We start from the raw sequence: 25,305 nt of genomic DNA, 5'->3' as shown, positions 1-25,305 counted from the left end.
CGTTGGCACACTTCCCGAAGCCGGCAGTCGGCAGCTGGACAGAGAACTGGCCGGAGCTGGGCACCGCCCCGGTCGACTACACCGACTCGATCGACCCGCAACAGTGGAAGCTGGAACAGCAGGCGATCTTCCGCAAGACCTGGCTGCAGGTCGGGCGCGTCGAGCGACTTCCCAAGAACGGCAGCTACTTCACCCGCGAGATGCCCTCGGTGGGCGCCGGCACGTCGATCATCATCGTCAGGGACGGCGCCGGACCCGACGGAACCATTCGCGCCTTCTACAACCTGTGCCGGCACCGCGGCAACAAGCTGGTGTGGAACGACTATCCGGGCCAAGAGGTCTCCGGCAGCTGCCGCCAGTTCACCTGCAAGTATCACGCCTGGCGCTACGGCCTGGACGGCAAGCTGACATTCGTCCAGCAGGAAGACGAGTTCTTCGACCTCGACAAGGCCGACTACCCGCTCAAGCCGGTGCGCTGCGAGGTGTGGGAGGGCTTCATCTTCGTCAACTTCGACGACGACGCCGAGCCGCTGCGGGACTACCTCGGCGACTTCGCCAAGGGTCTGGAGGGTTATCCGTTCCACGAGATGACCGAGGTCTACAGCTACACCGCCGAGATCAACGCGAACTGGAAGCTGTTCATCGACGCGTTCACCGAGTTCTACCACGCGCCCGTGCTGCACATGAAGCAGGCGACCAAGGAGGAGGCCGAGAAGCTGGCCAAGGTCGGCTTCGAGGCACTGCACTACGACATCAAAGGTCAGCACTCGATGATCTCGTCCTGGGGTGGGATGAGCCCGCCCAAGGACCTCAACATGGTCAAGCCGATCGAACGCATCCTGCACAGCGGCCTGTTCGGCCCGTGGGACCGGCCCGACATCAAGGGCATCCTGCCCGACGAGCTGCCCCCCGCTGTCAATCCCGCCCGCCAGAAGACATGGGGCCAGGACTCTTTCGAGTTCTTCCCCAACTTCACCCTGCTGCTGTGGGCACCCGGGTGGTACCTGACCTACAACTACTGGCCGACCGACGTCGACAAGCACATCTTCGAGGCGAACCTCTATTTCGTGCCGCCGAAGAACACTCGGCAGCGGTTGTCCCAGGAGCTGGCCGCGGTGACCTTCAAGGAGTACGCACTGCAGGACGCCAACACCCTGGAAGCCACCCAGACCCAGATCGGCACCCGGGCGGTCACCGATTTCCCGCTGTGCGATCAGGAGATCCTGCTGCGGCATCTGCACCACACCGCACGCAAATACGTCGATGAATACCAGCAGAGCACGATAGCGTCGGGCGAGAAGACCAACGGGAGCGTCGCACATGTCTGAAACCACGACCACGGGTCTGCTGCCCGCGGAGTTCGCCGACCTGGAGCGGTTCAGCGACTGGATCCTGGCCACCGAGCCGGAGCGCTACGCCAAGCGGCTGTCCGCCACGATGGCCGAGATGCAGGATCTCTACGATGCCGGGACGGCGCGGCTTGAAGAGGTCATGGTGTACCTCGATGCCCGTTTTCCCTTGCACGACATGCCCGATGACGCCAAGCGACTGATGCACCTCATGCAGTCGGTGGTGATGGTGTCGTTCCCGGTGGAGGTCTGGAAACAGCCCCGCGTTCTCGACAGCGGCGCGGCCTGGGTCACCATCGTCCGGGAGCCGGTGGTCTGAGGGTGCCGGAGCGTTCATCGCTGATCACGCTCAAGGCCGCGGGCTACGTCGACGTCGAGGCGGGCCGGGTCGTGCGGCCCGGCATCGTCAAGGTCGACGGCGACCGCATCGTCGGCCTGGGCGGCACCGCCGACGAAGGCGAGCTGATCGACCTCGGGGACAACATCCTGCTGCCGGGTCTGATGGACATGGAGGTCAACCTCCTGATGGGTGGCCGGGGTGAAAACCCAGGCCTGTCACAGGTTCAGGACGACCCGCCGACCCGGGTGCTGCGCGCGGTGGGCAATGCCCGCCGAACCCTGCACGCGGGCTTCACCACCGTGCGCAACCTCGGACTGTTCGTCAAGACGGGCGGCTACCTGCTCGACGTCGCGCTGGGCAAGGCCATCGAGGCGGGCTTGATCGACGGTCCGCGAATCGTGCCCGCGGGCCACGCGATTACCCCCACGGGCGGGCACCTGGACCCGACGATGTTCGCGGCGTTCATGCCGGGCGTGCTCGAGTTGACCGTCGAGGAGGGCATCGCCAACGGCGTCGACGAGATCCGTAAGGCGGTGCGCTACCAGATCAAGCACGGCGCCGAGGTGATCAAGGTCTGTTGCTCGGGTGGGGTGATGTCGCTGACCGGTGCGGCTGGGGCGCAACACTATTCGGATGAGGAACTGGCGGCGATCGTCGATGAGGCGCATCGCCGCGGGTTGCGGGTGGCCGCGCACACGCACGGCGCCGACGCGGTCAAGCATGCGGTGCGGGTCGGCATCGACTGCATCGAGCACGGGTTCCTCATCGACGACGAGGCCATCGCCATGATGGTCGACAACGGCACCTTCCTGGTGAGCACCCGCCGCCTCGCCGAGGCGATGGACGTCTCCAAGGCGCCGCCGGTGTTGCAGGCCAAGGCCGCCGAGATGTTCCCCAAGGCGCGCACCTCGATCAAGGCCGCCTACGAGGCCGGGGTGAAGATCGCGGTCGGCACCGACGCGCCGGCGATCCCGCACGGCCGCAACGCCGATGAACTCGTGACACTCGTCGAGTGGGGCCTACCGCCGGCGGCGGTGCTCAGGGCGGCCACGGTGACCGCCGCCGAGCTGATCAACGCCGATGACCGCGGCCGGCTGGCCGAGGGGCTGCTGGCCGACATCATCGCCGTGCCGGGCGATCCGCTGGCCGACATCACCGTGACCAAGAACGTGCGTTTCGTGATGAAAGGCGGGAAAGTCCATGTCCACAAGACGGACTGACGACATCGTCGAGATCCAGCAGCTACTGGCCCGCTACGCGGTGACCATCACCCAACTCGACGTCGACGGCCTGGTGAAGGTGTTCACCGACGACGGCACCTACAGCGCCTTCGGCGAGACGTATTCGCTGTCCCGGTTCCCGGTTCTCGTCGAGGCAGCCCCCAAGGGGCTCTTCATGACCGGCGAGTCGTTGATCGAGTTCGACCGCGACGATCCCGACGCGGCGACCGGCACCCAGCCGCTGTGCTTCATCGAGCACTCGGCCCACGACATGCGGATCGGCTACTACCGCGACACCTATGTGCGCACCGCCGACGGCTGGCGGCTGCGCACCCGGGCGATGACGTTCATCCGGCGCAGCGGCGAACACGATTCGGGTCGCCCGCACGCGATCGGGCGGCCCGCCGGCGGATGACGGACGGCACCGTGACCGAATCCCCCATGGCGGTCGACGAATTCCGCGCCGGGCTGCAGAGCTGGCTCGCCGAGCATGACCTCACTCCCGGCCCGGACCATTCCCTGGCCGGACACATCGACCAGATGAGCCGGGTCCGCCGCGAGCTCTACGACGCGGGCTGGATGCGCTACGGCTGGCCCACCGAGGTCGGCGGCCTCGGCGGTACGGCCGTGATGCGCCTGGTGGTGGCCGAGGAGATCCTCGGCCGCGGCCTCGCCGAGCCAGGCCCGTATTCGATGATGGAAGTCCTTGTGCCCACGCTGATCTCCTACGCCAGGCCGGAACTGGCGGCGCAGATGGTGCCGCGGTACCTGCGTGGCGAGGAGCATTGGTGCCAGGGGTTCTCCGAACCCGGGTCCGGCAGCGACCTGGCGTCGCTGACCACCAGGGCCGTCCAGGACGGCGACCACTGGGTGGTCAACGGCCAGAAGGTGTGGACGAGCTTCGCGCAGTTCTCCAAACGCTGCGTCCTGCTGACCCGCACCGGATCGCCGGATACCCCTAAGCACCAGGGCATCACCGCGTTCTTCGTCGACCTGGACTCCCCCGGCGTCACGGTGCGCCCGCTGCGCACGATGCACGGCGTCGACGAGTTCTGCGAGGTGTACTTCGACGACGTCGTCGTACCGGGCGAACGCATGCTGGGCAATCCCGGCGACGGCTGGCAACTGGCCAATGACCTGCTGCCGTTCGAACGCTCGACCTGCTTCTGGCAGCGCATCGCCTACCTGTACACCCGGCTCGATCGCCTGGTGGCCCAGGCGCCTGATGCATCGGACGCCGAGATCGGCGCAGCCTACCTGGCACTGCACACCGTGCGCGCCACGTCGGCGCAGACCCAGCGGCGGTTCGCCGAGGGGGCCAAACTCGGGCCGGAGACCTCGGTGGACAAGGTGCTGCTGGCCGGGGCCGAACAGCGCCTCTACGACACCGCGCGCGACCTGCTGCCCGGTGTCCTGGAGCTCGACGAAAGTCCTTGGCGCCCAGAGTTTCTCTATTCGCGCTCGGCGACGATCTACGGCGGCACCGCCGAGATCCAGCGCAACATCATCGCCCGCCGGCTTCTCGACCTCGGGAAGGAGTGAGACGTGGACGACGGAGAACTCGGCATGCTTGCCGACACCCTGCACAAGACCATGACCGCCGCGGCCGACGCCGGATGCCCCAACGTCGAGGACACCCTGGCCGAACTCGGCTGGCTCGACATGCTCACCGAGATCCCCGCCGAGGCCGCTGCCCTGGTGTTCCGTCTGCTCGGTGAGACGGGCACGCACGCCGGTGTCCTCAACGACGTCGTGCTGCACGCCGCGGGCAAGCCCGCCGGCGGCACCGTGCCCCTCCCGTTCACCGGCGGCCGCTGGGTGGTGTGGGAGCGGGCGGGCGCGGGCGGCCAGGTGATCGACGACGAGCTGCCGGTGCGGGCCGTGGCCGACGGCGAGTCCGTGCCGCTGGCCGCCGGGCGGGTTGCCCTGGGCTGGTGGCTGGTGGGTTCGGCCCGCGCCATGCTGACCCTGGCCCGCCAGCACGCGGTGGACCGGGTCCAGTTCGGCAGGCCGATTGCGTCCTTCCAGGCGGTGCGGCACCGGCTGGCCGAGACGCTGGTGGCCATCGAAGGCGCCGAGGCGACCCTGCGAGTGGCCGCCGACGACCTCGGCTGCCTGCTGGCCAAGGCGGCCGCCGGGCAGACGGCACTGACCGCGGCCAAACACTGCCAGCAGGTGATGGGCGGGATCGGGTTCACCGCCGAGCACGACCTGCACCGGCACGTGAAACGGGTCATGATCCTCGACGGTCTGCTGGGCTCGGCACGGGATCTGACCCGCGAGGCCGGGGCCGTGGTGCGGGCGGCCGGGTATGCGCCACGGCTGGTGAATTTGTGATGCACGTCATGACCTGTAAGGCGTAATTGGCGGTTAGACTCGCCGGGCAGCAGAAAATTTCGCCAGGTCTGGCCTTGAGAACGTAATTCTCGCGCCTGAGAGTAGTACTCTCTTACCGTGAGGTACACCCGAACCGCCGGCGCCAGCTCGTTTCGAGCCCTGCAGTGAACAGCCCGAGCGGAGAACCCGCCTGGAAGCAGCGCGCCGTCGAGCGGTCCATCAGGACCGCCAAGGTGCGGGCCGGCCAGCGTGTGCAGCGGTTTCTCGACGCCGCGCAGGCCATCATCACCGAGAAGGGCAGCACCGACTTCACCGTCCAGGAAGTGGTGGATCGGTCGCGGCAGTCGTTGCGGAGCTTCTACCTGCAGTTCGACGGGAAGCATGAGCTGCTCCTGGCGCTGTTCGAAGACGCACTCAGCCGCGCCGCCGACCAGATCCGCGCCGCCACATCAGCCCAGAAGGACCCGCTGAAACGCCTGAACGTGGCGGTAACGCTGCTCTTCGAGCTCTCCCGGCCCGACCCCGCGGCCCGCCGGCCGCTGTTCACCGACTTCGCACCGCAACTGCTGATCTCACACCCCACCGAGGTCAAGGTCGCGCACGCACCGCTGATCGCGCTGTTCACCGAACTCATGGAAGAGGCGGGGGCGGCGGGCGAACTGCGGGCCGACGCCAACCCCAAGCGGCTCGCGGCGATGACGATGCAGACCATCATGTTCATCGCCCAGTCCAGCGGTGTGCCCGACGACGACAACAATCACAGCCCGATCACCGGGGACGAAGTCTGGGCATTCTGCTCGCAAGGGTTCGCCAAGCAGTGAACTGAGAACGCGATTCGCGGTCGACGATAGCCGATTTCCGAACTAATTCGCGATGAGCGTCTCCGCGGCGCTGTAGGCATCACAGCGACCGTCGGCCACCGCCTGGGCCAGCTCCTCGAGTGCCGGGTGGGCCTGTAGCCGGCTCTGTGCCAGCGACAGCACCTGAGCCCGGGCCCGGGCAGCGCGACGGGCCGGGGTGTCGGCGCGCCGATGGGCCTCGATCGCCTCGACCAGCTCCTGCACTCCCTCCCCCCGGGACGCGATCAGGGTCAGCACCGGAACGTGGGTTTCGAACTTGAGGTCGCGCACGGTCTGGGCGGCGCCGTCGCGGTCGGCCTTGTTCACCACCACCAGATCGGCGACCTCGAGCAGGCCGGCCTTGGCCGCCTGAACGGCGTCACCGGCGCCGGGGTTGAGGATCACGATCGTCGGGTCGGCCAGCGCGGCGACCTCGATCTCGGACTGGCCGACCCCGACCGTCTCCACCAGCACCACGTCGTAGGCGAGCGCGCCGAGCAGACGGATGGCGGCCGGTACGGCCGCCGCCAGCCCGCCCAGGTGCCCGCGGGTGGCCACCGAGCGGATCAGCACGTCGGGGTCGTTGATGTGGGCCGCCATGCGGATGCGGTCACCCAGCAACGCACCGCCGCTGTAGGGCGAGGACGGGTCGACCGCCAGCACCGCAACCCGTTGTCCGCGTTCGCGATACGCCGCAACGAGCACTGCGATCGTCGTCGACTTGCCCGCCCCGGGCGGTCCCGTCACCCCGATCACCGGCAGCGCCACCGGGCCGACTTCGGCGAGCACCTCGTCGCGGCGGCTGCTCTCCACCAGGCTCAGCAGCCGGCCCACGGCGCGGGTGTTCCCGGCGCGGGCGGCGGTGATGAGCTCGGCGACCTCCATGGCAGGCAACGCTACGGGTTCTCCTAGTCGGTTGACCGATCGAGGCGGTCTGAGAATAGTATTCTCTCAAGTTGAGAGTCTTAGTTGCAAGAAGGGGAATTGCTATGCAGATCAGTGGTAGCTCCGCGGTCGTCTTCGGCGGTGCGGGCGGTCTCGGCGAGGCGGCGGTGCGTCGCCTGCACGGGGCCGGAGCCAAGGTCGTCGTGGCCGACCTCGCCGACGAGAAGGGCACGGAGCTCGCCGCCGAACTCGGTATCCCCTATGTGCGCACGGACGTCACCAACGACGCCGACGTGAACGCCGCGATCACCGCAGCCGAAGCCCTCGGTCCGTTCCGCATCTCGGTGGACACCCACGGCGGGCCGGCAGGCGGCGGCCGGCTGGTGGGCAAAGACGGCTCCCCGATGGAACTGGAGGCGTTCACCAAGACCATCACCTTCTATCTGACCGCGGTGTTCAACGTCATGCGGCACGCCGCGGCCGCTCTCGCGCGTCAGGAGCCTGACGAGAACGGCGCGCGCGGTGTCATCATCAACACCGCATCGATCGCCGCGTTCGAAGGGCAGATCGGCCAGCTGCCGTACGCCGCCGCCAAAGGTGGTGTCGTGTCGATGACTCTGGTTGCCGCGCGCGATCTTTCGCCGCTGGGCATCCGGGTGATGTCGATCGCACCGGGCACCATCAACACCCCCGCCTACGGCAAGGCCGCCGACCAGCTGGAGGCCTACTGGGGTCCGCAGGTCCCGTTCCCCAAACGGATGGGCCGCTCCGACGAGTACGGGCGCCTGGCGCTGTCGATCGCCGAGAACGACTACCTCAACGGTGAGACGATCCGCCTCGACGGCGCGCTGCGCTTCCCGCCGAAATAAGGCCGCCGACAGTAACGCCACGGCGAGAATTCCCGAGGAATTCCGCCGTGGCGTTACTGTCGCGAGCTACTTCTTGGCGATCAGCCCGTCGACGATCCGGTTGAAGTCGGCGGTGCCGAACGACACGTATTCGGCGAGGTTCGCGTAGTCCAGTGAGGCCAGCACCGACTTCTCCAGCTGGATGTTCATCAGCCGCTTGGTGGCCTCGACCGCCTGCTGGGGAAGCTCGATCAGCTTCTTCGCACACGCGATCGCTTCGGGCAGCGGATCGGCCACAACATGGTTCGCCAACCCCAGCTCGACCGCGCGCTCGGCCTTGATCCGCACGCCGGTGAGCGCGAACTCCTTGGCCTGCAACAGGCTGATCTGCGAGCCCCACACCAGCGGGCCACCGTCAGCGGCAACCAGGCCGATCTGCACGTGCGGGTCGGCGAAGAACGCCGTCTCGGCGATGTAGACGATGTCAGACAGCGCAGCCAGACTGCACCCCAACCCGACGGCCGGTCCGTTGACAGCCGCGATCACCGGGACGCGGCAGCGAACCATACCGATCACCAGATCGCGGCCATGCTTGATCGTCTTCTGCCGTAACGCCTCGTCGTTGCGTAGCTCGTCGAGGTAGGTGAAGTCGCCACCCGCCGAGAACGCCCGGCCCGCTCCGGTGATGACGGCCGCCCGCGCGGAGGCGTCCTCGTTGAGCGCCTCCCAGACCTTGGCCAGCCCCACGTGCAGCGGGTCGTTGACGGCGTTGAGCTCATCAGGCCGGTTCAGCGTGATGATGCGCAGCGGGCCGTCGGCGGTGACCTCGATTTCGTCTGGCATGTCGTACATGTGCTAAATCCCCAATCCCAATATCCGGCCCGCGATGATGTTCTTCTGAATCTGCGATGTGCCGCCCATGACACTTTGGGCGCGGCTGTAGAGGTAGGCGCCGAGCAACTCCTCGTCGCCGGTGCCGACGGTGGCCAGTGCGGCATGTCCGACGGCCTGCTCGGTCCATGTCATCAACAGTTTGTCCAGTGAGCCGTCGGGGCCGTGCTTGAGCCCGTCGAGTTGCTCGGAGAGCCGCCGGCGCACGTGCAGCCGCAGCATCTCGGTCTGCACCCACGCCCAGGACAACTCGTCGGGAACCTCACCGTCGACGCGCGAGGCCAACTGCCGCACCAGCTTTCCGTACCGCGCGGAGAAGCCGAGTGTGGAGGGCTCCCGCTCGTGGCTGACCACCGTCATCGCCAGCTTCCAGCCGTCACCCGGCGCGCCCACCATGTTCGCCGCCGGCACCCGGGCACCGTCGAACTCGACCTGGCCGAACTCCTTGGTGACACCGCTGATCATCTTCAACGGCCGCTGGACGATACCCGGCTGGTGCATCGAGACGATGAACGCCGAAATGCCCTTGTGCTTGGCCACACTCTTGTCGGTGCGGGCCAGCACGAGACACCAGTCGGCGACGTCGGAGTAGCTGGTCCACACCTTGTGGCCGTCGATGACGTACTCGTCGCCGTCGAGTGTCGCGGTGGTGCTCAGCGACGCCAGGTCGGAGCCGGCCCCCGGCTCGGAGAAGCCCTGGCACCAGCGTTCGGTACCGTTGATCATCCCAGGCAGGAACCGTTCGCGCAGTTCCTCGCTGCCATGCGCGCTGAGCCCCACCACCAGGTAACCGAGACTGGGCCGGGCAGGCGCCCCGGCCTTGGCGATCTCCTCGTCGACAATGACGTCGAACACCGGCGGAAGGTCCTGTCCGCCATACTTCGTCGGCCACGAGGTACCGAAGAAGCCGGCCGCGTAGAGGGCCTGATGCCACTCCCCCGCTTTGGCCCAGTAGGCGTCACCGGACGTCGGGAACTTCCCCTTCTGTTCGGTCAGCCAGCCGCGCAACCGGTCCCGGAAGGCCGCTTCGTCCGGCGAGTCACGAAAGTCCAATGGTCAACTCCTTCAGCTTGACTGGCCATGTCTCGGTGACGGCCAGCACCCGGCGCAGGTACACGTGCGCCAGGCATTCCCAGGTGTTGCCGATACCACCATGAACCTGGATCGACGTCTCGCACACCGTCAAAGCGGCGCGCGCGCAATAGATCTTGGCGACCTTGGCTGCCTCGACCGCCTCGCACGACGGTAGCTCGTCGACCGCCCAGGCCGCGTGCCGCAGCACGCTGACCGAGCCCTCGATGAGAGCCAGGCCCTCGGCGAGCAGGTGCCCCACCGCCTGATAGGAACCGATCGTCGCGCCGTACTGTGCGCGGACTTTGGCGTACTCGGTGGCCAGCGTGAGCGCACCGCGCGCGGCGCCCACCAGCTCCGCAGACGTCACCGTCAATGCCAGCGCGTACCAGCGGTCGGCGTCCTCATCCCCGAGGTCGGCCAGCTCAGGCGGCGATTCGACCACTCCGGCAAGGCTTCCCGTCAGATCGACGCCGCCGCGCCCGGTCTCGGCCCGCTGCGGCGCCCGGCCGAGCAGCCGGTGCAGATCGTCGGCCAGAACCGGACCCAGGTACGGGACATCGACCAGGCCGCGGGCGAACTCCTCGGCCACGATCGCCACCTCGACACCGGAGGCACCGTCAGTGCGCAGGCAGCGCCAGCCGGTGGACTCGACGGTCTTGTCCAGCCGCGCCCGCCGGATCTCGTCGTCGAGGTCGGCAACCGAGCCCAGACCGAGGTCGTCGGCCAGTTTGGCCGCCGCGTCACGCAGCTGCTGTTGCTCATCGGTGAGACGTACGTCCATACTGCTCCTTCAGAACTCGCCGCAGCGCCTTACCTGAAGGCAGGCGCGGGATTTCGGGGACGAACACGATGTCGCGGGGGCGCTTGTAGGAGGCCAGCCGTTCGGCGACGAGGTCCGTCAGCTCGTCGGCGGTCACCGGGTGCGCGGTGGCCACGGCGGCGATCACCGCCTCGCCGTCGAGTCCGTCGGCAACGCCGAACACCGCGCAGTCCCGCACCGCCGGATGGCCGTGCAGCACCGCCTCGACCTCGGCGGGCGCGACCTGGAAACCGCGCACCTTGACCATCTCCTTGAGCCGGTCGGTGATGCGCAACCAGCCGTAATCGTCGAGATGGCCGATGTCGCCGGTCCGGTACCAGCCGTCGCGCAGCACCGCGGCCGTCTCGCTGTCCGGAAGATAGCCAGCCATGGCCGATTCCGAACGGACCTGGATCTCACCGGAGTCCGCGATACGGACGTCCACGCCGGGGACGGGCCTCCCGACGGTGTCCAGTCGCGGCTCGCCGAGTGGGCAGCACGCGATCACCGGAACCTCGCTGGTGCCGTAGGCCGATATCCAGCCAACGCCGGTCCTGGCAGTCACCTCGTCGGCGACACTGCGGGTGACGGGCGTCGCGCACCACATGATGTAGCGCAGCGAGGACAGGTCGTAGTTCTTCAGGTCCGGGTGCGACGCGATCGCCAGCGCGATCGGGGCGACCGCCATCTCGATGGTGATGCGGTCCTCGGCGATGTGCCGCAACATCGCATCGATGTCGAAGCGCCGGTGCAGACGCATCCAGGCCCCCGCATCGAGGACGGTCAGGATGTTGAGCAGACCGAGGATGTGCGACGGCGGCGTGACGACCTGCATGCGATCGGTCGTTGTCACACCCAATGCGGTGCGCCAATGCCGGACAGCGGCCGACAGCGAGCGGTGGGTATGGCGAACCGCCTTGGGCATACCGGTGGTTCCCGAACTGAAGACCAGCACCGCATCGGTGTCGGGATCCGGTGTCGCAGGCTGCGCGTCGGCCGCGACGATCGGGTCGTCGAGGTGCACCATCGGCATCAGCTCGGCGAGTACCGGACTGTCACCAACTGCGTGGCCGGCGGCGGTCACCGCCAACGCATGGCTGACCTCGGCGGTCTTCCAGGCCGGGCTGAGCAGCACCGCCGCGGCCCCCAGCCGCCAGATCGCCTGGACGGCGACGACGAATTCCGGTCGGTTCGAGGACATCACGGCCACCCGCCCGCCGGCCCGGACACCTCGTCGGGCCAAAGTCCCGGCCAGACCGGCGGATTCGGCGTCGAGCTGAGAGCGTGTGTATGTGCGATCCTCGAACGCAAGTACCGTCGTGTCGGTCATGGTGCGGTCCACTCGCACATGGTTCGGTGCCAACTCCATCGACATATCGGAAACGAGAACATACTATCGCCAGTAGAGAACTGTATTCTCGTCTGGGTAGAATGACAATGCGCCACGGGAGGAGACAGGTGAATGACGTCGGACAGCGGAATCCGGGGCGCGGTGTCCGTTCCCGCTGACAATCCCTCTGCCGATACCGTCGGCACCACGGCGACGATCACGCTCGACGGCGCCACCGTGACACTTCCGGTGACCGCGGGCGAGACGCTGCTGGAGTGCGCCCGCCGCGGCGGCCTCACCCCGCCCTACAGCTGTGAAGCGGGCAACTGCGGAACCTGCATCGCGACGGTGACCGAAGGCCGGGTGACCATGCGGGTGAACGACGTGCTCGACGCCGGCGAGGTCGCCGACGGACTGGTGCTGACCTGCCAGGGCGTCCCCGAGACATCGGTGGCCGTCACCTACGACGACTGAGCGGCGCCGAACTCGTCGAGTCGCGGCGGCGGCCGGTAGTCGGGCCGGTAGCCGGTGACCTTGACCGGGCTGGCGACCAGCCGGTACTCGCCCGCGGACACCACGGCATCCGGGGTGGCCTCGAGTGCCTCCGGGAGCGACCGCACCGCGGCCGCCGGAATGCCCAGCGGCCGAAGCCGCGCTTCCCAGCCCGCCGCGGTGTCACCGGCCAGGGCGCGGGTGACGATATCGAGGACCTCGTCGCGCCGGGCCGATCGCTGCGCCATCGTCGGGAATCCCTCGATACCGGCCTCGGCGGCGAACGACCGCCAGAACCCGTCGTGGGTGATGAACAGCGCCAGGTAACCCTCGGCCGTCGGAAACAGTTGGGCGGGAACGTAGAACGAGTGCGCCCCGAACGGGTGGCGGCGCGGGTGGACGCCGTCGTTGAGATAGGCCGACGCCTTGTAGTTGAGCTGAGAGAGCATCACGTCGCGCAGCGACACCTCGACCTGCCCGCCCTGGCCGGACACGATCATCGCCAGCAGGCCCAGCGCCGCGGTCAGCGCGGTGGAGTTGTCGACCGACGAATAGCCCGGCAGCACAGGCGGCCCGTCCGGATCGCCGGTCATCGCCGCCACCCCGGTGGCGGCCTGGATGACGTAGTCGAAGGCCGGGTAGTCGCCGCCGTCGAGCCCGAATCCGGTGATCGCCACGCAGACAATGCGTTCGTTGTGCCGGCGCAGCGCCTCGTAGGTGAGGCCGAGCTTCTTGATGACCGACGGTTTCATGTTGACCAGCAGCGCGTGTGAGTCTGCGGCCAGTTGACCGAGTGTGCGTTGGCCCGCTTCGGAACCGAGGTCCAGGCAGATGCTGCGCTTGTTGCGGTTCAGGCTGGCGAAGTAACTGTCGCCCACCTGGCGGGAGATCTCACCGCCGGGCGCCTCGACTTTGATGACCTCGGCCCCGAGATCGGCCAACATCATGGTGGCATACGGCCCGGCCAGCATGGAGCCGACTTCGACGATGCGGATACCCGCCAATGGCCCGCTCATCGGATTTCGGCAGCCAGCTGCGAAATCACCTCGCGGGTCCGATATTTCGAGGCGATCAGTTCGTCGCGGGTCTCCCCGATCGGGAGCAGCCGCACCGACAGGTCGGTCACCCCGGCGTCGGCGAACGACCGGAACCGCGCCAGGATGGCGTCCTCGTCACCGGCTGCGGTCAGGTCCCCGACGTCGCGGGCGTCACCGCGGTCGAGCAGCTTCTGATAGTTCGGTGACGTCTCGGCCTCGGCCAGGATGCGGTTGGCACGTGCCTTGGCGGCCTCGATCTCGGAGTTCGCGCACAGGCACACCGGGATGCCGGCGACGATGCGCGGCGCTTTGCGCCCGGCGTTCTCGGCGGCCTTGGTGATGCGCGGGGCGATGTGGTCGCCGATCGCCCGCTCGTCTGCCATCCACAGCACCGTGCCGTCGGTGAGTTCGCCGGCGATCCGCAACATCACCGGACCGAGTGCGGCGACGAGCACGGGCAGCGGCGGATCTGCGCCCAGCACAGTCGGATTGTGCACACTGAAGGTGTCGTTCTCGACGTCGACGTCGCCCGGGCCGGCCAGCGCGGTGTTGAGCACCTCGAGGTAGTCGCGGGTGTAGGCGGCGGGCTTCTCGTAGGGAAGGCCCAGCATGTCGTGGACGATCCAGTGATGCGAGGGTCCCACCCCCAGCGCCAGCCGCCCGCCGGCACCAGCGTGTACCGACAGCGCCTGGCGGGCCAGCGCGACCGGGTGTTGCGCCTGCAGGGGCACCACGGCGGTGCCCAGTTCGATGCGGCTGGTCCGGTTGCCCATCAGCGACACCATGGTCAGCGCGTCGAAGTCATTGGGCACCTGCGGCATCCACGCGGTGTCGAAGCCTGCGGACTCGGCCCACTCGATGTCCTCGAGGAGCTTGGTGACCTTGCGCGCCATATCGCCGCGCTCGGCACCGATCATCACGCCGAGTCTCATTCGGCCTCCCCCGCCTTCTCGGTCAGCGCACGCACGTCACGCACCAGGTCGTCCAGCGACGTCCCGGTCGGAAACACTGCGGCCGCACCGACTTCGGTCAGCTTCGGCACGTCGCTCTGCGGGATCGTCCCGCCGACGATGACGGCGATATCCCCCGCGTCGGCCTCGCGCAGCGCGTCAACGGTCCGCTTGGTCAGTGCGATGTGCGCGCCGGACAGAATGGACAGGCCGACCACCGCGACGTCCTCCTGCAGGGCGATCGACACAATGTCCTCGATGCGCTGCCGGATTCCGGTGTAGATCACTTCGAACCCGGCGTCACGCAGGGCCCGCGCGACGATCTTGGCGCCGCGGTCGTGCCCGTCGAGACCGGGCTTGGCGACGAGAATGCGTGCGGTCAACTAGAACACCACCGGTTGCTGGAACTCGCCCCACACTGCCTTGAGCGCCGAAACCATCTCGCCCACAGTGCAATACGTGTTCGCACAGTCGATCAGCCGGCGCATCAGGTTCTCATCCCCTTCGGCTCCCCGCGACAGTGCGGCCAGTGCTGCCTCGACAGCTGCCGGGTCACGCTCGGCCTTGACCTGCGAGAGCCGCTTGAGTTGCAGGTCCCGGCCTTCGGCGTCGAGTTCGTAGGTGTCGATGTCGGGTGCAGCCTCGTCGGTGACGAACTTGTTCACCCCGACCACCGGACGCTCGCCCGACTCGACCTCCTGGTGGATCTTGTAGGCCTCGTCGGCGATCAGCCCCTGCAGGTAGCCGTCCTCGATGGCGCGCACCATACCGCCGTGCCTTTCGAGGTCAGCCATGATCTCGATGATCCGGTCCTCGGTGGCATCGGTGAGCGCCTCGACGAAGTAGGAGCCGCCCAGCGGATCGGCCACCCGGGTCACCCCGGTCTCATAGGCGAGGACCTGCTGGGTGCGCAGCGCCAAGGTCGCGGACTCCTCACTGGGCAGGGCGAACGGCTCGTCCCACGCCGCGGTGAACATCGACTGGACGCCACCGAGCACCGAGGCCAGCGCCTCGTAGGCGACCCGAACCAGATTGTTCTGCGCCTGTGGCGCGTACAGCGAGGCACCGCCGGAGACACAGCCGAAGCGGAACATGGCCGCCTTGTCCGTCTCGGCGCCATACCGTTCGCGCACGATGGTGGCCCACCGTCGCCGTCCCGCACGGTATTTGGCGATCTCCTCGAAGAAGTCGCCGTGGGTGTAGAAGAAGAACGAGATCTGCGGCGCGAACTGATCGATGGTCATGCGCCCCCGCTGCACCACCGTGTCGCAGTAGGTGACGCCGTCAGCCAGGGTGAAGGCCATCTCCTGGACTGCGTTGGCGCCGGCATCGCGGAAGTGCGCACCGGCCACCGAGATCGCGTTGAACCGCGGCACCTCGGCGGCGCAGAACTCGATGGTGTCGGCGATCAGCCGCAGCGAGGGCTCCGGCGGCCAGATCCAGGTGCCGCGGGAGGCGTACTCCTTGAGGATGTCGTTCTGGATGGTGCCGGTGAGCTTGGCGCGCGGCACCCCCTTCTTCTCGGCGGCCGCGACATAGAAGGCCAGCAGGATGGCCGCTGTGCCGTTGATGGTGAAGCTGGTGCTGATCTGGTCCAGCGGGATGCCGTCGAACAGGATCTCGGCGTCGGCCAGCGTGTCGACGGCGACGCCGACGCGGCCGACCTCTTCGCCGTACTCCGGATCGTCGGAGTCGTAGCCGCACTGCGTGGGCAGATCCAGCGCCACGGACAGCCCCGTACCGCCCTGGTCAAGCAGGTAGCGGTAGCGCCGGTTCGATTCCTCGGCGGTGCCGAAACCGGAATACTGGCGGAATGTCCACAAGCGCCCGCGGTAGCCGCTCGAGAAGTTGCCCCGGGTGAAGGGGAACTCGCCTGGCACAGGAGGATCGCAGGAGCGGTCGGCCGGTCCGTACACCGGCTTCAGCGGGATCCCCGACGATGTATGGGATTGGTAGTCCATCGTCTGAGTACCGTACTTGCAGTTTAGGAGAATGCCAATACCGTTTTGGGCAAGCCGTGTGCAGATTCGGCCGAACCCGCTGGTAGAGGCAACGAGAGGAGAGTAGTGCCGCGCACAGACGGGCCCACGGGCACCGAACCGCAGTGGAGAGAGTTCGCCGCCACCACCGCCGCGCACCACGGCGCACCCGCCGGGGACTACGCGGCGCTGTGGCAGTGGTCGGTGGATCACCCGGCCCCGTTCTGGCGCGCGGTCTGGGAGCACTTCGACGTTCGCGCGCACAGCGGCCCGCAGCCCGGCGACGCGGGCGTGCTGGCCGACGCGACGATGCCCGGCGCGCGCTGGTTTCCCGGCGTCACGCTCAACTACGTCGACCAGATCCTGCGGCACACGTCGTCTCGCACCGGAGCCGCCATCGTCGGAATCGATGAGGACGGCAGCCGCACCGTGATCGACTGGTCCGAGCTGGCCGGCCGCGTCGGCGCGGTGGCCGCCGAACTGCGCCATCGTGGCGTCGGCGCGGGCGACACCGTCGCCGGATACCTTCCCGACGTGGCCGAGGCGATGATCGCCTTCCTGGCGACGGCCGCGATCGGTGCGGTGTGGTCGGCGTGCGGGCAGGACTATGCACCGCAGGGCGCCGCGTCGCGGCTGGCACAACTGAAGCCCAAGGTGCTGTTCAGCGTCGACGGGTACCGGCTCAACGGCCGCTGGATCGACAAGCGTTCCGACACCGCCGAACTGGTCGACCTGCTCGACGGCGTGCAGCTGGTGCTGCTCGACAGCGACGCGTACCTCGATCTGGTCGCCGAGCCCGTCGCCCCCGAAGTGACACCGGTGCCGTTCGACCATCCGCTGTGGGTGTTGTTCAGCTCCGGCACCACCGGCCGACCCAAGGGCATCGTCCACGGTCACGGCGGGGTGGTGCTCGAGCACCTCAAAGTTGTTGCGCTGCATGCGAACCTCGGTCCCGATGACGTCTTCTTCTGGCACACCGCGTTGAGCTGGATGATGTGGAACTTCCGCATCGCCGGGCTGCTGTGCGGATCCACCGTGGTCTGCTACAGCGGCCACCCGCTGTATCCCGATGCCGACCGGTTGTGGCAGCTCCTCGAGGACGAGGACGTCAGCTACTTCGGGACGAGCCCCGGCCATCTGCTGGCCTGCCGCAAGGCGGGGCTGCATCCCGGCGCCACCCATGACCTGAGCCGGCTGACCACCATCGGTAGCACCGGATCACCGCTGCCGGCAGAGCTTTTCGACTGGGTGCACGACGAGGTGGGCGAGCACGTCGCGGTGTCGTCGATCAGCGGCGGCACCGACGTGGTCACCGCGTTCGCCGGCGGTACGGCGGGGCTGCCGGTGATCGCCGGCGAGCTGACCGTCCGATACCTCGGCGTGGGACTGCACAGCTGGTCGCCCAAACGCGAACAACTCATCGGCGAGGTGGGCGAGATGGTGATCACCACCCCGATGCCGTCGATGCCTGTCGGATTCTGGAACGACGACGACGGATCACGCTATCGGGCAGCGTATTTCGACCATGACTGGGCCGACGGAGTTGCAGACGACGTGTGGCGCCACGGCGACTGGGTGACCGTCACCGACCACGGCTCCCTGATCATCCACGGCCGCAGCGACGCGACATTGAACCGGCACGGCATCCGGATGGGCTCGGCCGATATCTACGAGGTCGTCGAAGCCATCGACGCCGTGACCGAGGCCTTCGTCCTCGGCATCGACGGGCCCGACGGCGCGTACTGGATGCCGCTGTTCGTCACCCTGGCCGAGGGCCGGGAACTCGACGACGAACTCGTCGGCACCATCCGCTCGGCCATCCGGACCAGGCTGTCGCCGCGTCATGTCCCCGACGACGTCATCGCCGCGCCGGGTATCCCGCACACCCGCACCGGCAAGAAGCTCGAGGTGCCGGTCACCGCGATCATGGCCGGGCACAGCGACGTGTCGCTGGATCCCCGCTCGGTCGACAACCCTGAGCTCATCGAGTGGTACGCCGAGCTGGGCCGCGCCCACACCTGGTGAGCTACCGGCCGGGAAAGCCCGAAACGATCACCGCGTTGGTGTAGGCGGCGGCATGCCGCAGTTCGCGGGCGGCCCGGTAGGCGTCCGAGTCGTACCAGGCCTGGGCTGCCTCCACCGACTCGAACTCCAGCACCACGGTCTGGTGGCCATGCCAGCTGCCCTCCAGCAGTTGGGGATTGGCGTCGACGGCCAGGATCGTGACGTTGCCCATCGCAGCACCCGCGGCACGGCCGTAGGCCTTCATGCCCTCCGGGTCTTTGATCTCCTCGGTCAAGATGACGTAGCCCTTCGGCATGGCACTCCTTCGTCTTCGTCGCGGTCAGCGCGAGAATAATATTCTCGTTCTTGGAGTGCCACGTTTCCGGGTGTGCTCCCCCGCAACGCCGAATTCGTCGGCTTCGGCATTCGACTAGATTCGAAGGACCGCCTGCAGGAGGTGCTCGTGATCAGAATCGAACTGCCCTACGTCACCGTCATGGTCGACGACCGGGTTCGCACCCGCATGGCCCGCGCCGGAGACCGCCTGCGTGTCACGCTGACGGCCTACCTGCGCAACGCCGCCGACGAGGCCGACGGCCTGGGTCGCAAAGCCAGCGTGGCCTGCCAGACCGCGGCCAGCCGCGTCGACACGGCAATGAGCGCGGCCAGCAACCGGATCGCACCGGAACCCGAGCCCCGCACACCGACGTTGAAGGTGGTCTGAGGGTGGCCGGCCAGGGCGCGCAGGCGACCGTGTTCATCACCGGCGCCGCGGCCGGCATCGGGCGTGCGACAGCGCTGACCTTCGCCCGCAACGGCTATCGCGTGGGCGGTTACGACGTCGACGTCGCCGGCCTGCAAGCACTACACGACGAGATCACCGGCCTCGGCGGCGATGTCACGACCGCCCGGCTCGACGTCACCAACGCCGATGACTGGTCCGAGCAGCTCAGCGCATTCACCGGCCCCTCGGGCCGGCTCGACATCCTGGTCAACAACGCCGGCGTGCTCACCGAAGGAGCGTTCGCCGACGTTCCGCTGGCGACACACCGGCGAATGATCGACATCAACGTCTACGGCGCCCTGACCGGACTGCACGTGGCGTTTCCCTACCTGCGCGACACGCCGAACTCCCAGGTCGTCAATATGTGCTCGGCCTCGGCGCTCTACGGCCAGCCGGAACTCGCCACCTATTCCGCGACCAAATTCGCGCTGCGGGCGCTCACCGAAGCCCTGGAACTGGAGTGGCGTCCGCACGGGATCCGGGTCATGGCGATGTGGCCACTGTTCGTCCAGACCGCGATGACCGACGGCGTCGAGACCGGCAGCACCAAGTCACTGGGCGTCAACCTGAAACCCGACGATGTCGCCAAGGCGGTGTTCGCGGCAACCCAGAGCCGCCGCCGACTGCTACCCAAGGTGCACTTCGCAGTCGGCAGACAGACCCGATTCCTGGCCAGCCTGTCGCAGGTCTCCCCGAACTGGACGCAGCGGCTGATGACCAAGAAGCTGACGCGCAGCTAGCCGATCGAGGTATACGGCTTGCGCGGCGGTTGCTGATTCTGCCGGAATGAGCTGCACAGCCCGAGATTGCTTGCCACACAAGGAACCCCGTTGATGGTGGGCGCGCTGCCCTGCAGGTAGCACTGATCGGTGTACTGGTTGTTGACATGCCCCGGCGGGCAGGTGTCGGCGCCGGCCGCCGGTGCCGACACGATCAGTCCGGCCGCCAATGCCACCCCGGACACCGCGAGGCCGGCCAATCGCCAGGACCGGATGGTCATCGTCGTCGCACCTAACTCTCGCCCGAAATCGTACGCTTGGGCCATTTGCTGGCCGGTGTGGCTAGGATCGCGGCCATGCCCGAGCCGACCGTCGAGGACGACGACACTCCCACCGCCCGCCCCACACCCGAAACGCCACGGTCGTCGTCCCGATGGGTGGCCCCGGCCGCCCTGGTGGTCGCCCTGATCGCCGCGGCCGCGGCCGGCTGGGCGTTACTTCGGCCACCACCGAGCACCGACAAGGCCGCCGCCGAGGCACCCTCATCGGATGCGAAGGCCACCGCGTGCAACGCCTTCCGAACCGTGACGGCCGCGGTGGCCATTCAGACTCACGCCGATGCGGGCGCCGACCCGGCGGCGATTCAGGCCGTGGCCGCCAACGCCAGGCTGGCGATGGCCGGCGGCGGGACCTACCTGCTGGCCCGGATCGGCCCGGGCACACCCCCCGAACTCGCCGCCGCCATTCGCGACTTCGCCACCGGCTTGCAGGACATCGCGATCAACGCGCTGGCCGGCGTGACCAACGACAACCCCGAGCAGGCTGCCCGGTTGCGCGACGCCGAGGCCACCAACAGCAAAGTCGCCAACCTCTGCAAGTAGCCTCCCGACGCCCTTTTTGAAAACTTGAGTTCGCTTTGCGTTTGCCCGATGTTCGGCAGTTCGCCGCAATGCAGCAAGTCCCGGGTAAGCCGGGTCTTCTTGGATTCGATGCGCAGTGACAATCCGCCGCACCCACGGCAGCACTTCCTCGAAGGGGATCAAGAAATTGGCCAAACACCGTAAGACGCCGGCTCGCGGCATGGCTGCACCCGCATTCGTCACCACCGGCGTTGCCGGTGCGGCGATGGTGGGAGCCGGCTTCCTGCTCGCGTCCACCGATAGCTCCGCGCAGGTGGCCGCTCCCGCCATCAAGCTGGCGAGCAGCGAATGCTCGCTGGGCTCGACCTTCTGCACCGACCTCGGCAGCCTGTTCGGCTCCGGCTCGGCCACCACGAAAGGTGTGACGGCCTCGGCCACGGCGTCGGCCACCGGAACCGACATCGTTGCGATCTTCATCAGTAACGGCACCGCCGACCACCCGAATGCCGGCCTGCTGTTCGGCAACGGCTACAGCTACAGCGCCGCTGATGCCCAGTGCGCCTCGTCGGCCTGCAACGGTGGCAACGCCGGACTGTTCGGCAACGGCGGCAACGGCTACAACGGCGGCAACGGCGGCAACGCCTACCTGTACGGCAACGGCGGCAACGGCGCCGATGCACTCAGCGCCAATATCAACGGTGGCAACGGCGGCAACGGCGGCAACGGCGGCCTGTTCGCCGGATCGTCCAGCAGCGGCGCCCTGTTCGGCGGCGGCGGCGGCAACGGCGGTAACGGAATCGGCGGCGGCAACGGCGGCAACGGCGGCAGCGCCGGCGCGTTCGCCGGCAGCGGCGGCAAGGGCGGCAACGGCAGCACCAGCACCAATGCCGCAAAGGCCGGCGGCACCGGCGGTAACGGCGGCAACGCCGCGAACCTGCCGCTGGTCGGCGGCGGCACCGCCGGCGCGGGCGGCAACGGCGGCAATGGCTACGGCGCCGGCGCGACCGGGACCGACGGCGGTGCCGGCGGCGCAGGCGGCACCGGCGGAAGCTGGGGCAGTGCCGCGGGCGGCGCAGGCGGCAACGGCGGAACCGGCGGGGCCGGTACTACGGCCGCCGGCAACGGCGGAGCGGGTGGAGCCGGCGGGCAAGGCGGCACCATCGCGGGCAACGGCGGAACCGGCGGCAACGGCGGAACCGGCGGTGCCAACACTGGCGGTGCGGGCGGCAACGGCGGAACCGGCGGTGCCGGTGGCACGGGTGGCCTGACGGGCAACGGCGGCGCGGGCGGCAATGGCGCCGACGGCGGATCCGGAACCACCGCTGGCGGCAACGGCGGCACCGGTGGAATCGGCGGTAACGGCGGCAACAACGGTGGAGCAGGCGGGTCCGGCGGCAAGGGTGCCGGCGGCGCGACCGGCGGCACCGGCGGTAACGGCGCAACCGGCGGGTTCGGCGCGATCAGCGGCGGTACCGGCGGCAACGGCGGCAACGGTGGCAACGGCACCACCACCGGCGGCAAGGGCGGCAACGGCGCCGACGGCGGAGTCAGCGTCGTCGGCGGCGGCAAGGGCGGCAACGGTGGCACCGGCGGCAAGAGCGGTGCGATCAACGGCAGCCCCGGGACGCAGGGCACCTCAGGCCTGGGCCCCCAGCCCGGCAAGGGTGGCACCGGCGGAGCGGCCGGCTCTGCCCCGTAGTCCACAGAATGTGAATCGGCCCCCCTTCCGAGGAAGGGGGGCCGATTTATTGCCGAAAATTGTTGCCGCTCAGGCACGCCCGCCATTGAGCGAACACGCCATCTGAACGTTGGTGGCGTCGGTGTTGAGATCGGTAGCGGCCGCGTTGAGCGAGTCACCGCCACCACGCAGACCCATGACCAGGATGAGCTTCGTCGCGTGCAACGACCAGGACCGCATCGGGTCGCCGACAGCGGCAGGCAGACCCGGTGTCCCGGCGGCATCCAATGCGGCGCCAGCTGCCTCACGCAACGCGGTCCGGCCGAGGAGGTTGTACTGCGAGATGCTCGGATCCTGGTAGTTCACCGCATTCCCACTGCCGGCGGTGGCGTAGGCGAACTCCTCGTAGTTCGACGACGCCAGGTCCAGGGCGGCGGCGAACTGGCGGCAGGCCGTCGAGACGGCGCCGACGGTATCGGGTGAGACCGGCTCGGCCTGCGAGATCAACTGTTCGGCCTGCGGAGGCGGCGGCGCCGCATCGCCGGACGCCGGATCGGCGGGGGCTGGATCGGCTACAGCGGCCGGCGCCAGCATCAGGCCTGGTAGAACTGCCAGCACAGCTGCGCCCACAGCTATCGGAAGGCGAAATGACTGCTTCATCGGTTCCTCTCGAATCAGTGGTTACCCGACCGGCTCGGCAGACATTACCGCGAAAAAGAGACGTCAAAACCGGCCAGAAACTGACGAAGCCCGTTGGACTGCAACAAGGAACCTAGACTTCGCTATCTGTTTGCCAATTAGACACTTTCGGGCCGAAACATATCGCGCGAGCGACACGATCAGATCTCAATCGAGAGGCCCCACCGCGACATGTTGCACCGATTCGCCGCGCTGCTCAGCGTCTGCCTTGTAACTGCCATCGGAACGGCACCCAATGGGTTGGCCGATCCACCGGCCGACCCGAATGCGGCTCCTGCCGCAGCGGAGGCCGCGCCACCACCGCCCCCGGGCGGACCCGGCGTCGCTCCGATCGCCTCGGCCGAACCGGGCACGCTGACCACACCCGACGGCTGGAAGCTGTCCATCGGCGCCAAGAACGAGTCTCTTGAGCCCGTCGCCTCGCTGACCAACTCACCCTGGTCACGCGAGTACCTCGTCGACGGAACCTTCGAGGGATCCGTCACCGGCTCGGGTAAGACGAAGCTGGCCGGCGGCTCGCTGGAAGCCGGTTACCAGATCGGCTGCGGCATCACGCAGGACGACATCGAGTCGATCACGACGGGCGGCATCACGCCCGGTGTCGGCATCCCGTTCGTCTCGGGCAACCTCTTGCCAATCACCCTCGGTCTGTCGGCGTCCGAACAGATCAAGATCGACCTGAAGCCGGGCACCATCAACATCGTGCCGGTGGGCAAGAAGTCGTTCAAGGGCACCAAGTCTCGGGTGTCGATCACCGGTTACCGGATCAAGATCGACGGTTGCGCCGGTCAGTCCTTCATCCGGTCCTACGCGACCTTCACCAGCTCGACCGACAACACTGATGACGTCGTCACCTACCTCGGCGTGACGAGGGCCGTCTGATGCGTCGACACGAAACCACCCGGACAACTCGAGAGAGGCGCCACGACGACATGTTGCTTCGATTCGCCACAGTGACGGCAAGCGTCCTGGTCGCCGTCGGTACCGCCGCACCGGCCATCGCCGATCCCGACCCGGCCGCACCGCCCGCCGACCCCGCCGCAGCAGCGGCGCCTCCGGTCAACACCGGGGCGGTGGCGTCCTCGGTCCCGGGTATCGCCAAGACCCCGGACGGTCGCACGCTGACGGTGGTGGCCAAGGACGAGACCCAGCTTCCGGTCGCTCCGCTGACCACGTCGCTGGCGGCACGTGACTGGCTCGTCGGCGCCACGTTCACCGGCACCACCACCGGTGAAACCGCGGGCGGCACCCTCGAGGTGGGCTACCAGATCGGCTGCGGCGTCGAGATGGACAAGGTGAAGCTGAACGGCTCGATCGGCGCCACCCTCGGCAACGCCAGCCTGGGCACCGGAGGCTTCAGCGCCCCGGGCACCATCTCGTTCCCGATCCAGGGCCAGATCGAGGTCGAGCCGCGCCCCGGCACGGTGACCAACGTGGTCGTCGACAAGAAGTCGTTCAAGGGCACCTCGGCTCGCGTCACCATCCGTGACGTGCACATCAAGGTGGACAACTGCGTGGGTGCGTCGTCACTTCGCTCCTACGCCGTGCTGACCAGCTCCAGCAGCGACAACGACGACATCGTCGCGTACTACGGCATCACCCAGGTGTTCTGAACGGCATGGACCGACCTCTGATCGCCGCCATGGTGGCGACTGGGCTCGTTCTTGCGGCGGTGGCCGGAACGGCCACCGCCGCAGCCGATCCCCCACCCGATCCGGGCTTGCCCATCCCCGTGCCCGGGGGTGAGGCGGCACCCCCGCCGCCGCCGGATCCGCTGTACACCGCCGCCACCGAAACCCGGCAGAACCCGGTGGACGCCATGGCGCAGCTCATCGGGGCGCCGACGTCGACGGTGATGAATCTGGCCCCCTCGCCCACGGGCGCCGATCCGCTCGCTCCGGCCACGACGCTGTTCCCGCAGTACTACCGGATGCCGACGCCGGATATGGAATCGCCGTATCTGCTCACCGAGAACGCGCCGGCCGGGCCGTTCGCCCGGGTCGATGCGTTCAAGGGTGTGCACGCTCTGCTGCACGGTTCCTTGGGCCGCATGCCTGCCAGCGAGCTCGGCGAACCGCTGCCGGGCACCGCTCCCCCGCCGGGGACCAACATCCCGGCCGGGCCCGAGCAGTTCCTGCCGCCCCCGCCCGAGGTCGTGGTTCCGCCCGCTCCCGCGGGCTGACCGGGATAC

The 25,305-nt window shown here is 68.1% G+C and carries 29 protein-coding genes; 17 read left to right on the top strand and 12 right to left on the bottom strand.

From position 1 onward, the window contains the following. Positions 1-2 precede the first annotated feature (2 nt). The 7 genes from HBE64_RS06930 (at position 3) to HBE64_RS06900 (ending at position 6,067) form a co-directional block, all read left to right on the top strand. Positions 3-1,328 carry an aromatic ring-hydroxylating dioxygenase subunit alpha gene (locus HBE64_RS06930; protein WP_167099527.1) on the top strand — a complete coding sequence of 442 codons (1,326 nt, stop codon included), beginning with the start codon at positions 3-5 and terminating at the stop codon, positions 1,326-1,328. Continuing rightward, the gene (locus HBE64_RS06925; protein ID WP_167099525.1) at positions 1,321-1,668 is read left to right on the top strand and encodes a hypothetical protein; all 348 of its coding nucleotides are present in this window, start codon (positions 1,321-1,323) and stop codon (positions 1,666-1,668) included. The genes HBE64_RS06930 and HBE64_RS06925 overlap by 8 nt, the downstream gene beginning before the upstream one ends. A 20-nt stretch (positions 1,669-1,688) precedes the next feature. Then, the gene (locus HBE64_RS06920; protein ID WP_167108827.1) at positions 1,689-2,909 is read left to right on the top strand and encodes an amidohydrolase family protein; all 1,221 of its coding nucleotides are present in this window, start codon (positions 1,689-1,691) and stop codon (positions 2,907-2,909) included. Then, complete coding sequence (locus HBE64_RS06915; RefSeq protein WP_167099524.1) at positions 2,890-3,324, top strand: nuclear transport factor 2 family protein; 435 nt, start codon at positions 2,890-2,892, stop codon at positions 3,322-3,324. Before HBE64_RS06920 ends, HBE64_RS06915 begins: the two co-directional genes overlap by 20 nt. Positions 3,325-3,350: 26 nt before the next feature. Then, positions 3,351-4,451 carry an acyl-CoA dehydrogenase family protein gene (locus HBE64_RS06910; protein WP_167108824.1) on the top strand — a complete coding sequence of 367 codons (1,101 nt, stop codon included), beginning with the start codon at positions 3,351-3,353 and terminating at the stop codon, positions 4,449-4,451. 24 nt (positions 4,452-4,475) lie between these two features. Then, positions 4,476-5,246 carry an acyl-CoA dehydrogenase family protein gene (locus HBE64_RS06905; protein WP_167108820.1) on the top strand — a complete coding sequence of 257 codons (771 nt, stop codon included), beginning with the start codon at positions 4,476-4,478 and terminating at the stop codon, positions 5,244-5,246. Between the two features lie 164 nt (positions 5,247-5,410). Next, complete coding sequence (locus HBE64_RS06900; protein WP_167099523.1) at positions 5,411-6,067, top strand: TetR/AcrR family transcriptional regulator; 657 nt, start codon at positions 5,411-5,413, stop codon at positions 6,065-6,067. Between the two features lie 42 nt (positions 6,068-6,109). On the opposite strand, the gene meaB is transcribed toward HBE64_RS06900, so the two are convergent. Further along, complete coding sequence (meaB, locus tag HBE64_RS06895; protein ID WP_167099522.1) at positions 6,110-6,970, bottom strand: methylmalonyl Co-A mutase-associated GTPase MeaB; 861 nt, start codon at positions 6,968-6,970, stop codon at positions 6,110-6,112. A gap of 104 nt (positions 6,971-7,074) precedes the next feature. Here meaB and HBE64_RS06890 point away from each other — a divergent pair, with 104 nt between their 5' ends. Next, entirely contained in the window at positions 7,075-7,839 is a 765-nt protein-coding gene (locus HBE64_RS06890) for an SDR family oxidoreductase (protein WP_167099521.1), read from the top strand. 66 nt (positions 7,840-7,905) lie between these two features. On the opposite strand, the gene HBE64_RS06885 is transcribed toward HBE64_RS06890, so the two are convergent. Genes HBE64_RS06885 through HBE64_RS06870 form a run of 4 tightly spaced genes read right to left on the bottom strand, consistent with a single transcriptional unit; the run spans position 7,906 to position 11,912 of the window. Further along, positions 7,906-8,670, bottom strand: coding sequence for an enoyl-CoA hydratase/isomerase family protein (locus HBE64_RS06885; RefSeq protein ID WP_167099520.1), 765 nt, complete (start codon positions 8,668-8,670; stop codon positions 7,906-7,908). A 3-nt stretch (positions 8,671-8,673) separates the two neighbouring features. Further along, complete coding sequence (locus HBE64_RS06880) at positions 8,674-9,762, bottom strand: acyl-CoA dehydrogenase family protein (protein WP_167099519.1); 1,089 nt, start codon at positions 9,760-9,762, stop codon at positions 8,674-8,676. Then, the gene (locus HBE64_RS06875; RefSeq protein WP_167099517.1) at positions 9,749-10,564 is read right to left on the bottom strand and encodes an acyl-CoA dehydrogenase family protein; all 816 of its coding nucleotides are present in this window, start codon (positions 10,562-10,564) and stop codon (positions 9,749-9,751) included. Before HBE64_RS06875 ends, HBE64_RS06880 begins: the two co-directional genes overlap by 14 nt. Beyond that, complete coding sequence (locus HBE64_RS06870; RefSeq protein WP_167108816.1) at positions 10,542-11,912, bottom strand: class I adenylate-forming enzyme family protein; 1,371 nt, start codon at positions 11,910-11,912, stop codon at positions 10,542-10,544. Before HBE64_RS06870 ends, HBE64_RS06875 begins: the two co-directional genes overlap by 23 nt. A gap of 132 nt (positions 11,913-12,044) precedes the next feature. Here HBE64_RS06870 and HBE64_RS06865 point away from each other — a divergent pair, with 132 nt between their 5' ends. Beyond that, complete coding sequence (locus HBE64_RS06865) at positions 12,045-12,386, top strand: 2Fe-2S iron-sulfur cluster-binding protein (RefSeq protein ID WP_167099515.1); 342 nt, start codon at positions 12,045-12,047, stop codon at positions 12,384-12,386. Here the strand turns inward: HBE64_RS06865 and HBE64_RS06860 are convergent. The 4 genes from HBE64_RS06860 to HBE64_RS06845 are packed head-to-tail and all read right to left on the bottom strand — an operon-like array spanning position 12,374 to position 16,352. After that, positions 12,374-13,420: a CaiB/BaiF CoA-transferase family protein gene (locus HBE64_RS06860; RefSeq protein ID WP_167099513.1), complete on the bottom strand. Its 1,047-nt coding sequence runs from the start codon at positions 13,418-13,420 to the stop codon at positions 12,374-12,376. The two genes, HBE64_RS06865 and HBE64_RS06860, sit on opposite strands and share 13 nt — an antisense overlap. Further along, positions 13,417-14,373: an LLM class F420-dependent oxidoreductase gene (locus HBE64_RS06855; RefSeq protein WP_167099511.1), complete on the bottom strand. Its 957-nt coding sequence runs from the start codon at positions 14,371-14,373 to the stop codon at positions 13,417-13,419. The genes HBE64_RS06860 and HBE64_RS06855 overlap by 4 nt, the downstream gene beginning before the upstream one ends. Further along, positions 14,370-14,774, bottom strand: a complete 405-nt coding sequence (locus tag HBE64_RS06850; protein ID WP_167099508.1) for a cobalamin B12-binding domain-containing protein — start codon at positions 14,772-14,774, stop codon at positions 14,370-14,372. Before HBE64_RS06850 ends, HBE64_RS06855 begins: the two co-directional genes overlap by 4 nt. After that, positions 14,775-16,352: a methylmalonyl-CoA mutase family protein gene (locus tag HBE64_RS06845; protein ID WP_167099505.1), complete on the bottom strand. Its 1,578-nt coding sequence runs from the start codon at positions 16,350-16,352 to the stop codon at positions 14,775-14,777. A 105-nt stretch (positions 16,353-16,457) separates the two neighbouring features. On the opposite strand from HBE64_RS06845, the gene HBE64_RS06840 reads away from it, so the two are divergent. Beyond that, positions 16,458-18,395 carry an acetoacetate--CoA ligase gene (locus tag HBE64_RS06840; RefSeq protein WP_167099502.1) on the top strand — a complete coding sequence of 646 codons (1,938 nt, stop codon included), beginning with the start codon at positions 16,458-16,460 and terminating at the stop codon, positions 18,393-18,395. A 1-nt stretch (position 18,396) separates the two neighbouring features. On the opposite strand, the gene HBE64_RS06835 is transcribed toward HBE64_RS06840, so the two are convergent. Beyond that, a complete protein-coding gene (locus HBE64_RS06835) occupies positions 18,397-18,690 on the bottom strand; it encodes a DUF1330 domain-containing protein (RefSeq protein WP_167099499.1) in 294 nt (97 codons plus the stop codon). Between the two features lie 147 nt (positions 18,691-18,837). On the opposite strand from HBE64_RS06835, the gene HBE64_RS06830 reads away from it, so the two are divergent. Next, positions 18,838-19,098 carry a hypothetical protein gene (locus HBE64_RS06830; RefSeq protein ID WP_167099496.1) on the top strand — a complete coding sequence of 87 codons (261 nt, stop codon included), beginning with the start codon at positions 18,838-18,840 and terminating at the stop codon, positions 19,096-19,098. Positions 19,099-19,100: 2 nt separating this feature from the next. After that, positions 19,101-19,898, top strand: a complete 798-nt coding sequence (locus tag HBE64_RS06825; RefSeq protein ID WP_243841521.1) for an SDR family oxidoreductase — start codon at positions 19,101-19,103, stop codon at positions 19,896-19,898. Here HBE64_RS06825 and HBE64_RS06820 read toward each other — a convergent pair. Then, positions 19,895-20,158: a hypothetical protein gene (locus HBE64_RS06820; RefSeq protein WP_167099493.1), complete on the bottom strand. Its 264-nt coding sequence runs from the start codon at positions 20,156-20,158 to the stop codon at positions 19,895-19,897. The two genes, HBE64_RS06825 and HBE64_RS06820, sit on opposite strands and share 4 nt — an antisense overlap. 75 nt (positions 20,159-20,233) lie before the next feature. Between HBE64_RS06820 and HBE64_RS06815 the strand changes: the two genes are divergently transcribed. Beyond that, positions 20,234-20,758, top strand: coding sequence for a hypothetical protein (locus HBE64_RS06815; RefSeq protein WP_167099490.1), 525 nt, complete (start codon positions 20,234-20,236; stop codon positions 20,756-20,758). Positions 20,759-20,957: 199 nt separating this feature from the next. Beyond that, complete coding sequence (locus HBE64_RS24900; RefSeq protein ID WP_167099487.1) at positions 20,958-22,436, top strand: hypothetical protein; 1,479 nt, start codon at positions 20,958-20,960, stop codon at positions 22,434-22,436. A gap of 69 nt (positions 22,437-22,505) precedes the next feature. Here HBE64_RS24900 and HBE64_RS06805 read toward each other — a convergent pair whose 3' ends face one another. Further along, a complete protein-coding gene (locus HBE64_RS06805) occupies positions 22,506-23,033 on the bottom strand; it encodes a hypothetical protein (RefSeq protein ID WP_243841520.1) in 528 nt (175 codons plus the stop codon). A 252-nt stretch (positions 23,034-23,285) separates the two neighbouring features. Here HBE64_RS06805 and HBE64_RS06800 point away from each other — a divergent pair, with 252 nt between their 5' ends. From HBE64_RS06800 to HBE64_RS06790, 3 genes are read left to right on the top strand one after another with little or no spacing between them, the layout of a single operon-like run. Beyond that, positions 23,286-23,996, top strand: a complete 711-nt coding sequence (locus HBE64_RS06800) for an MspA family porin (protein WP_167099484.1) — start codon at positions 23,286-23,288, stop codon at positions 23,994-23,996. Between the two features lie 50 nt (positions 23,997-24,046). After that, a complete protein-coding gene (locus HBE64_RS06795) occupies positions 24,047-24,727 on the top strand; it encodes an MspA family porin (RefSeq protein WP_167099481.1) in 681 nt (226 codons plus the stop codon). A 5-nt stretch (positions 24,728-24,732) separates the two neighbouring features. Next, positions 24,733-25,296 (top strand): hypothetical protein, encoded by a 564-nt coding sequence (locus tag HBE64_RS06790; RefSeq protein WP_167099478.1) that lies wholly within the window; start codon positions 24,733-24,735, stop codon positions 25,294-25,296. The last annotated feature ends 9 nt before the right edge of the window (positions 25,297-25,305 follow it).

This window comes from Mycobacterium sp. DL592 (assembly GCF_011694515.1).
Classification (GTDB): Bacteria; Actinomycetota; Actinomycetes; order Mycobacteriales; family Mycobacteriaceae; genus Mycobacterium.
The sequence above is the reverse complement of the archived record's forward strand: the minus strand, read 5'-3'. Positions and strand labels throughout refer to the sequence as shown.

Coding starts and splice junctions, on each gene's coding strand:
- HBE64_RS06925 (WP_167099525.1), top strand. CDS start 1,321: ATGTCTGAAACCACGACCACGGGTCTGCTGCCCGCGGAGTTCGCCGAC.
- HBE64_RS06915 (WP_167099524.1), top strand. CDS start 2,890: ATGTCCACAAGACGGACTGACGACATCGTCGAGATCCAGCAGCTACTG.
- HBE64_RS06910 (WP_167108824.1), top strand. CDS start 3,351: ATGGCGGTCGACGAATTCCGCGCCGGGCTGCAGAGCTGGCTCGCCGAG.
- HBE64_RS06905 (WP_167108820.1), top strand. CDS start 4,476: ATGCTTGCCGACACCCTGCACAAGACCATGACCGCCGCGGCCGACGCC.
- meaB (WP_167099522.1), bottom strand. CDS start 6,970: ATGGAGGTCGCCGAGCTCATCACCGCCGCCCGCGCCGGGAACACCCGC.
- HBE64_RS06890 (WP_167099521.1), top strand. CDS start 7,075: ATGCAGATCAGTGGTAGCTCCGCGGTCGTCTTCGGCGGTGCGGGCGGT.
- HBE64_RS06885 (WP_167099520.1), bottom strand. CDS start 8,670: ATGTACGACATGCCAGACGAAATCGAGGTCACCGCCGACGGCCCGCTG.
- HBE64_RS06875 (WP_167099517.1), bottom strand. CDS start 10,564: ATGGACGTACGTCTCACCGATGAGCAACAGCAGCTGCGTGACGCGGCG.
- HBE64_RS06870 (WP_167108816.1), bottom strand. CDS start 11,912: ATGACCGACACGACGGTACTTGCGTTCGAGGATCGCACATACACACGC.
- HBE64_RS06865 (WP_167099515.1), top strand. CDS start 12,045: ATGACGTCGGACAGCGGAATCCGGGGCGCGGTGTCCGTTCCCGCTGAC.
- HBE64_RS06860 (WP_167099513.1), bottom strand. CDS start 13,420: ATGAGCGGGCCATTGGCGGGTATCCGCATCGTCGAAGTCGGCTCCATG.
- HBE64_RS06855 (WP_167099511.1), bottom strand. CDS start 14,373: ATGAGACTCGGCGTGATGATCGGTGCCGAGCGCGGCGATATGGCGCGC.
- HBE64_RS06845 (WP_167099505.1), bottom strand. CDS start 16,352: ATGGACTACCAATCCCATACATCGTCGGGGATCCCGCTGAAGCCGGTG.
- HBE64_RS06835 (WP_167099499.1), bottom strand. CDS start 18,690: ATGCCGAAGGGCTACGTCATCTTGACCGAGGAGATCAAAGACCCGGAG.
- HBE64_RS06820 (WP_167099493.1), bottom strand. CDS start 20,158: ATGACCATCCGGTCCTGGCGATTGGCCGGCCTCGCGGTGTCCGGGGTG.
- HBE64_RS06815 (WP_167099490.1), top strand. CDS start 20,234: ATGCCCGAGCCGACCGTCGAGGACGACGACACTCCCACCGCCCGCCCC.
- HBE64_RS24900 (WP_167099487.1), top strand. CDS start 20,958: ATGGCTGCACCCGCATTCGTCACCACCGGCGTTGCCGGTGCGGCGATG.
- HBE64_RS06800 (WP_167099484.1), top strand. CDS start 23,286: ATGTTGCACCGATTCGCCGCGCTGCTCAGCGTCTGCCTTGTAACTGCC.
- HBE64_RS06795 (WP_167099481.1), top strand. CDS start 24,047: ATGTTGCTTCGATTCGCCACAGTGACGGCAAGCGTCCTGGTCGCCGTC.
- HBE64_RS06790 (WP_167099478.1), top strand. CDS start 24,733: ATGGACCGACCTCTGATCGCCGCCATGGTGGCGACTGGGCTCGTTCTT.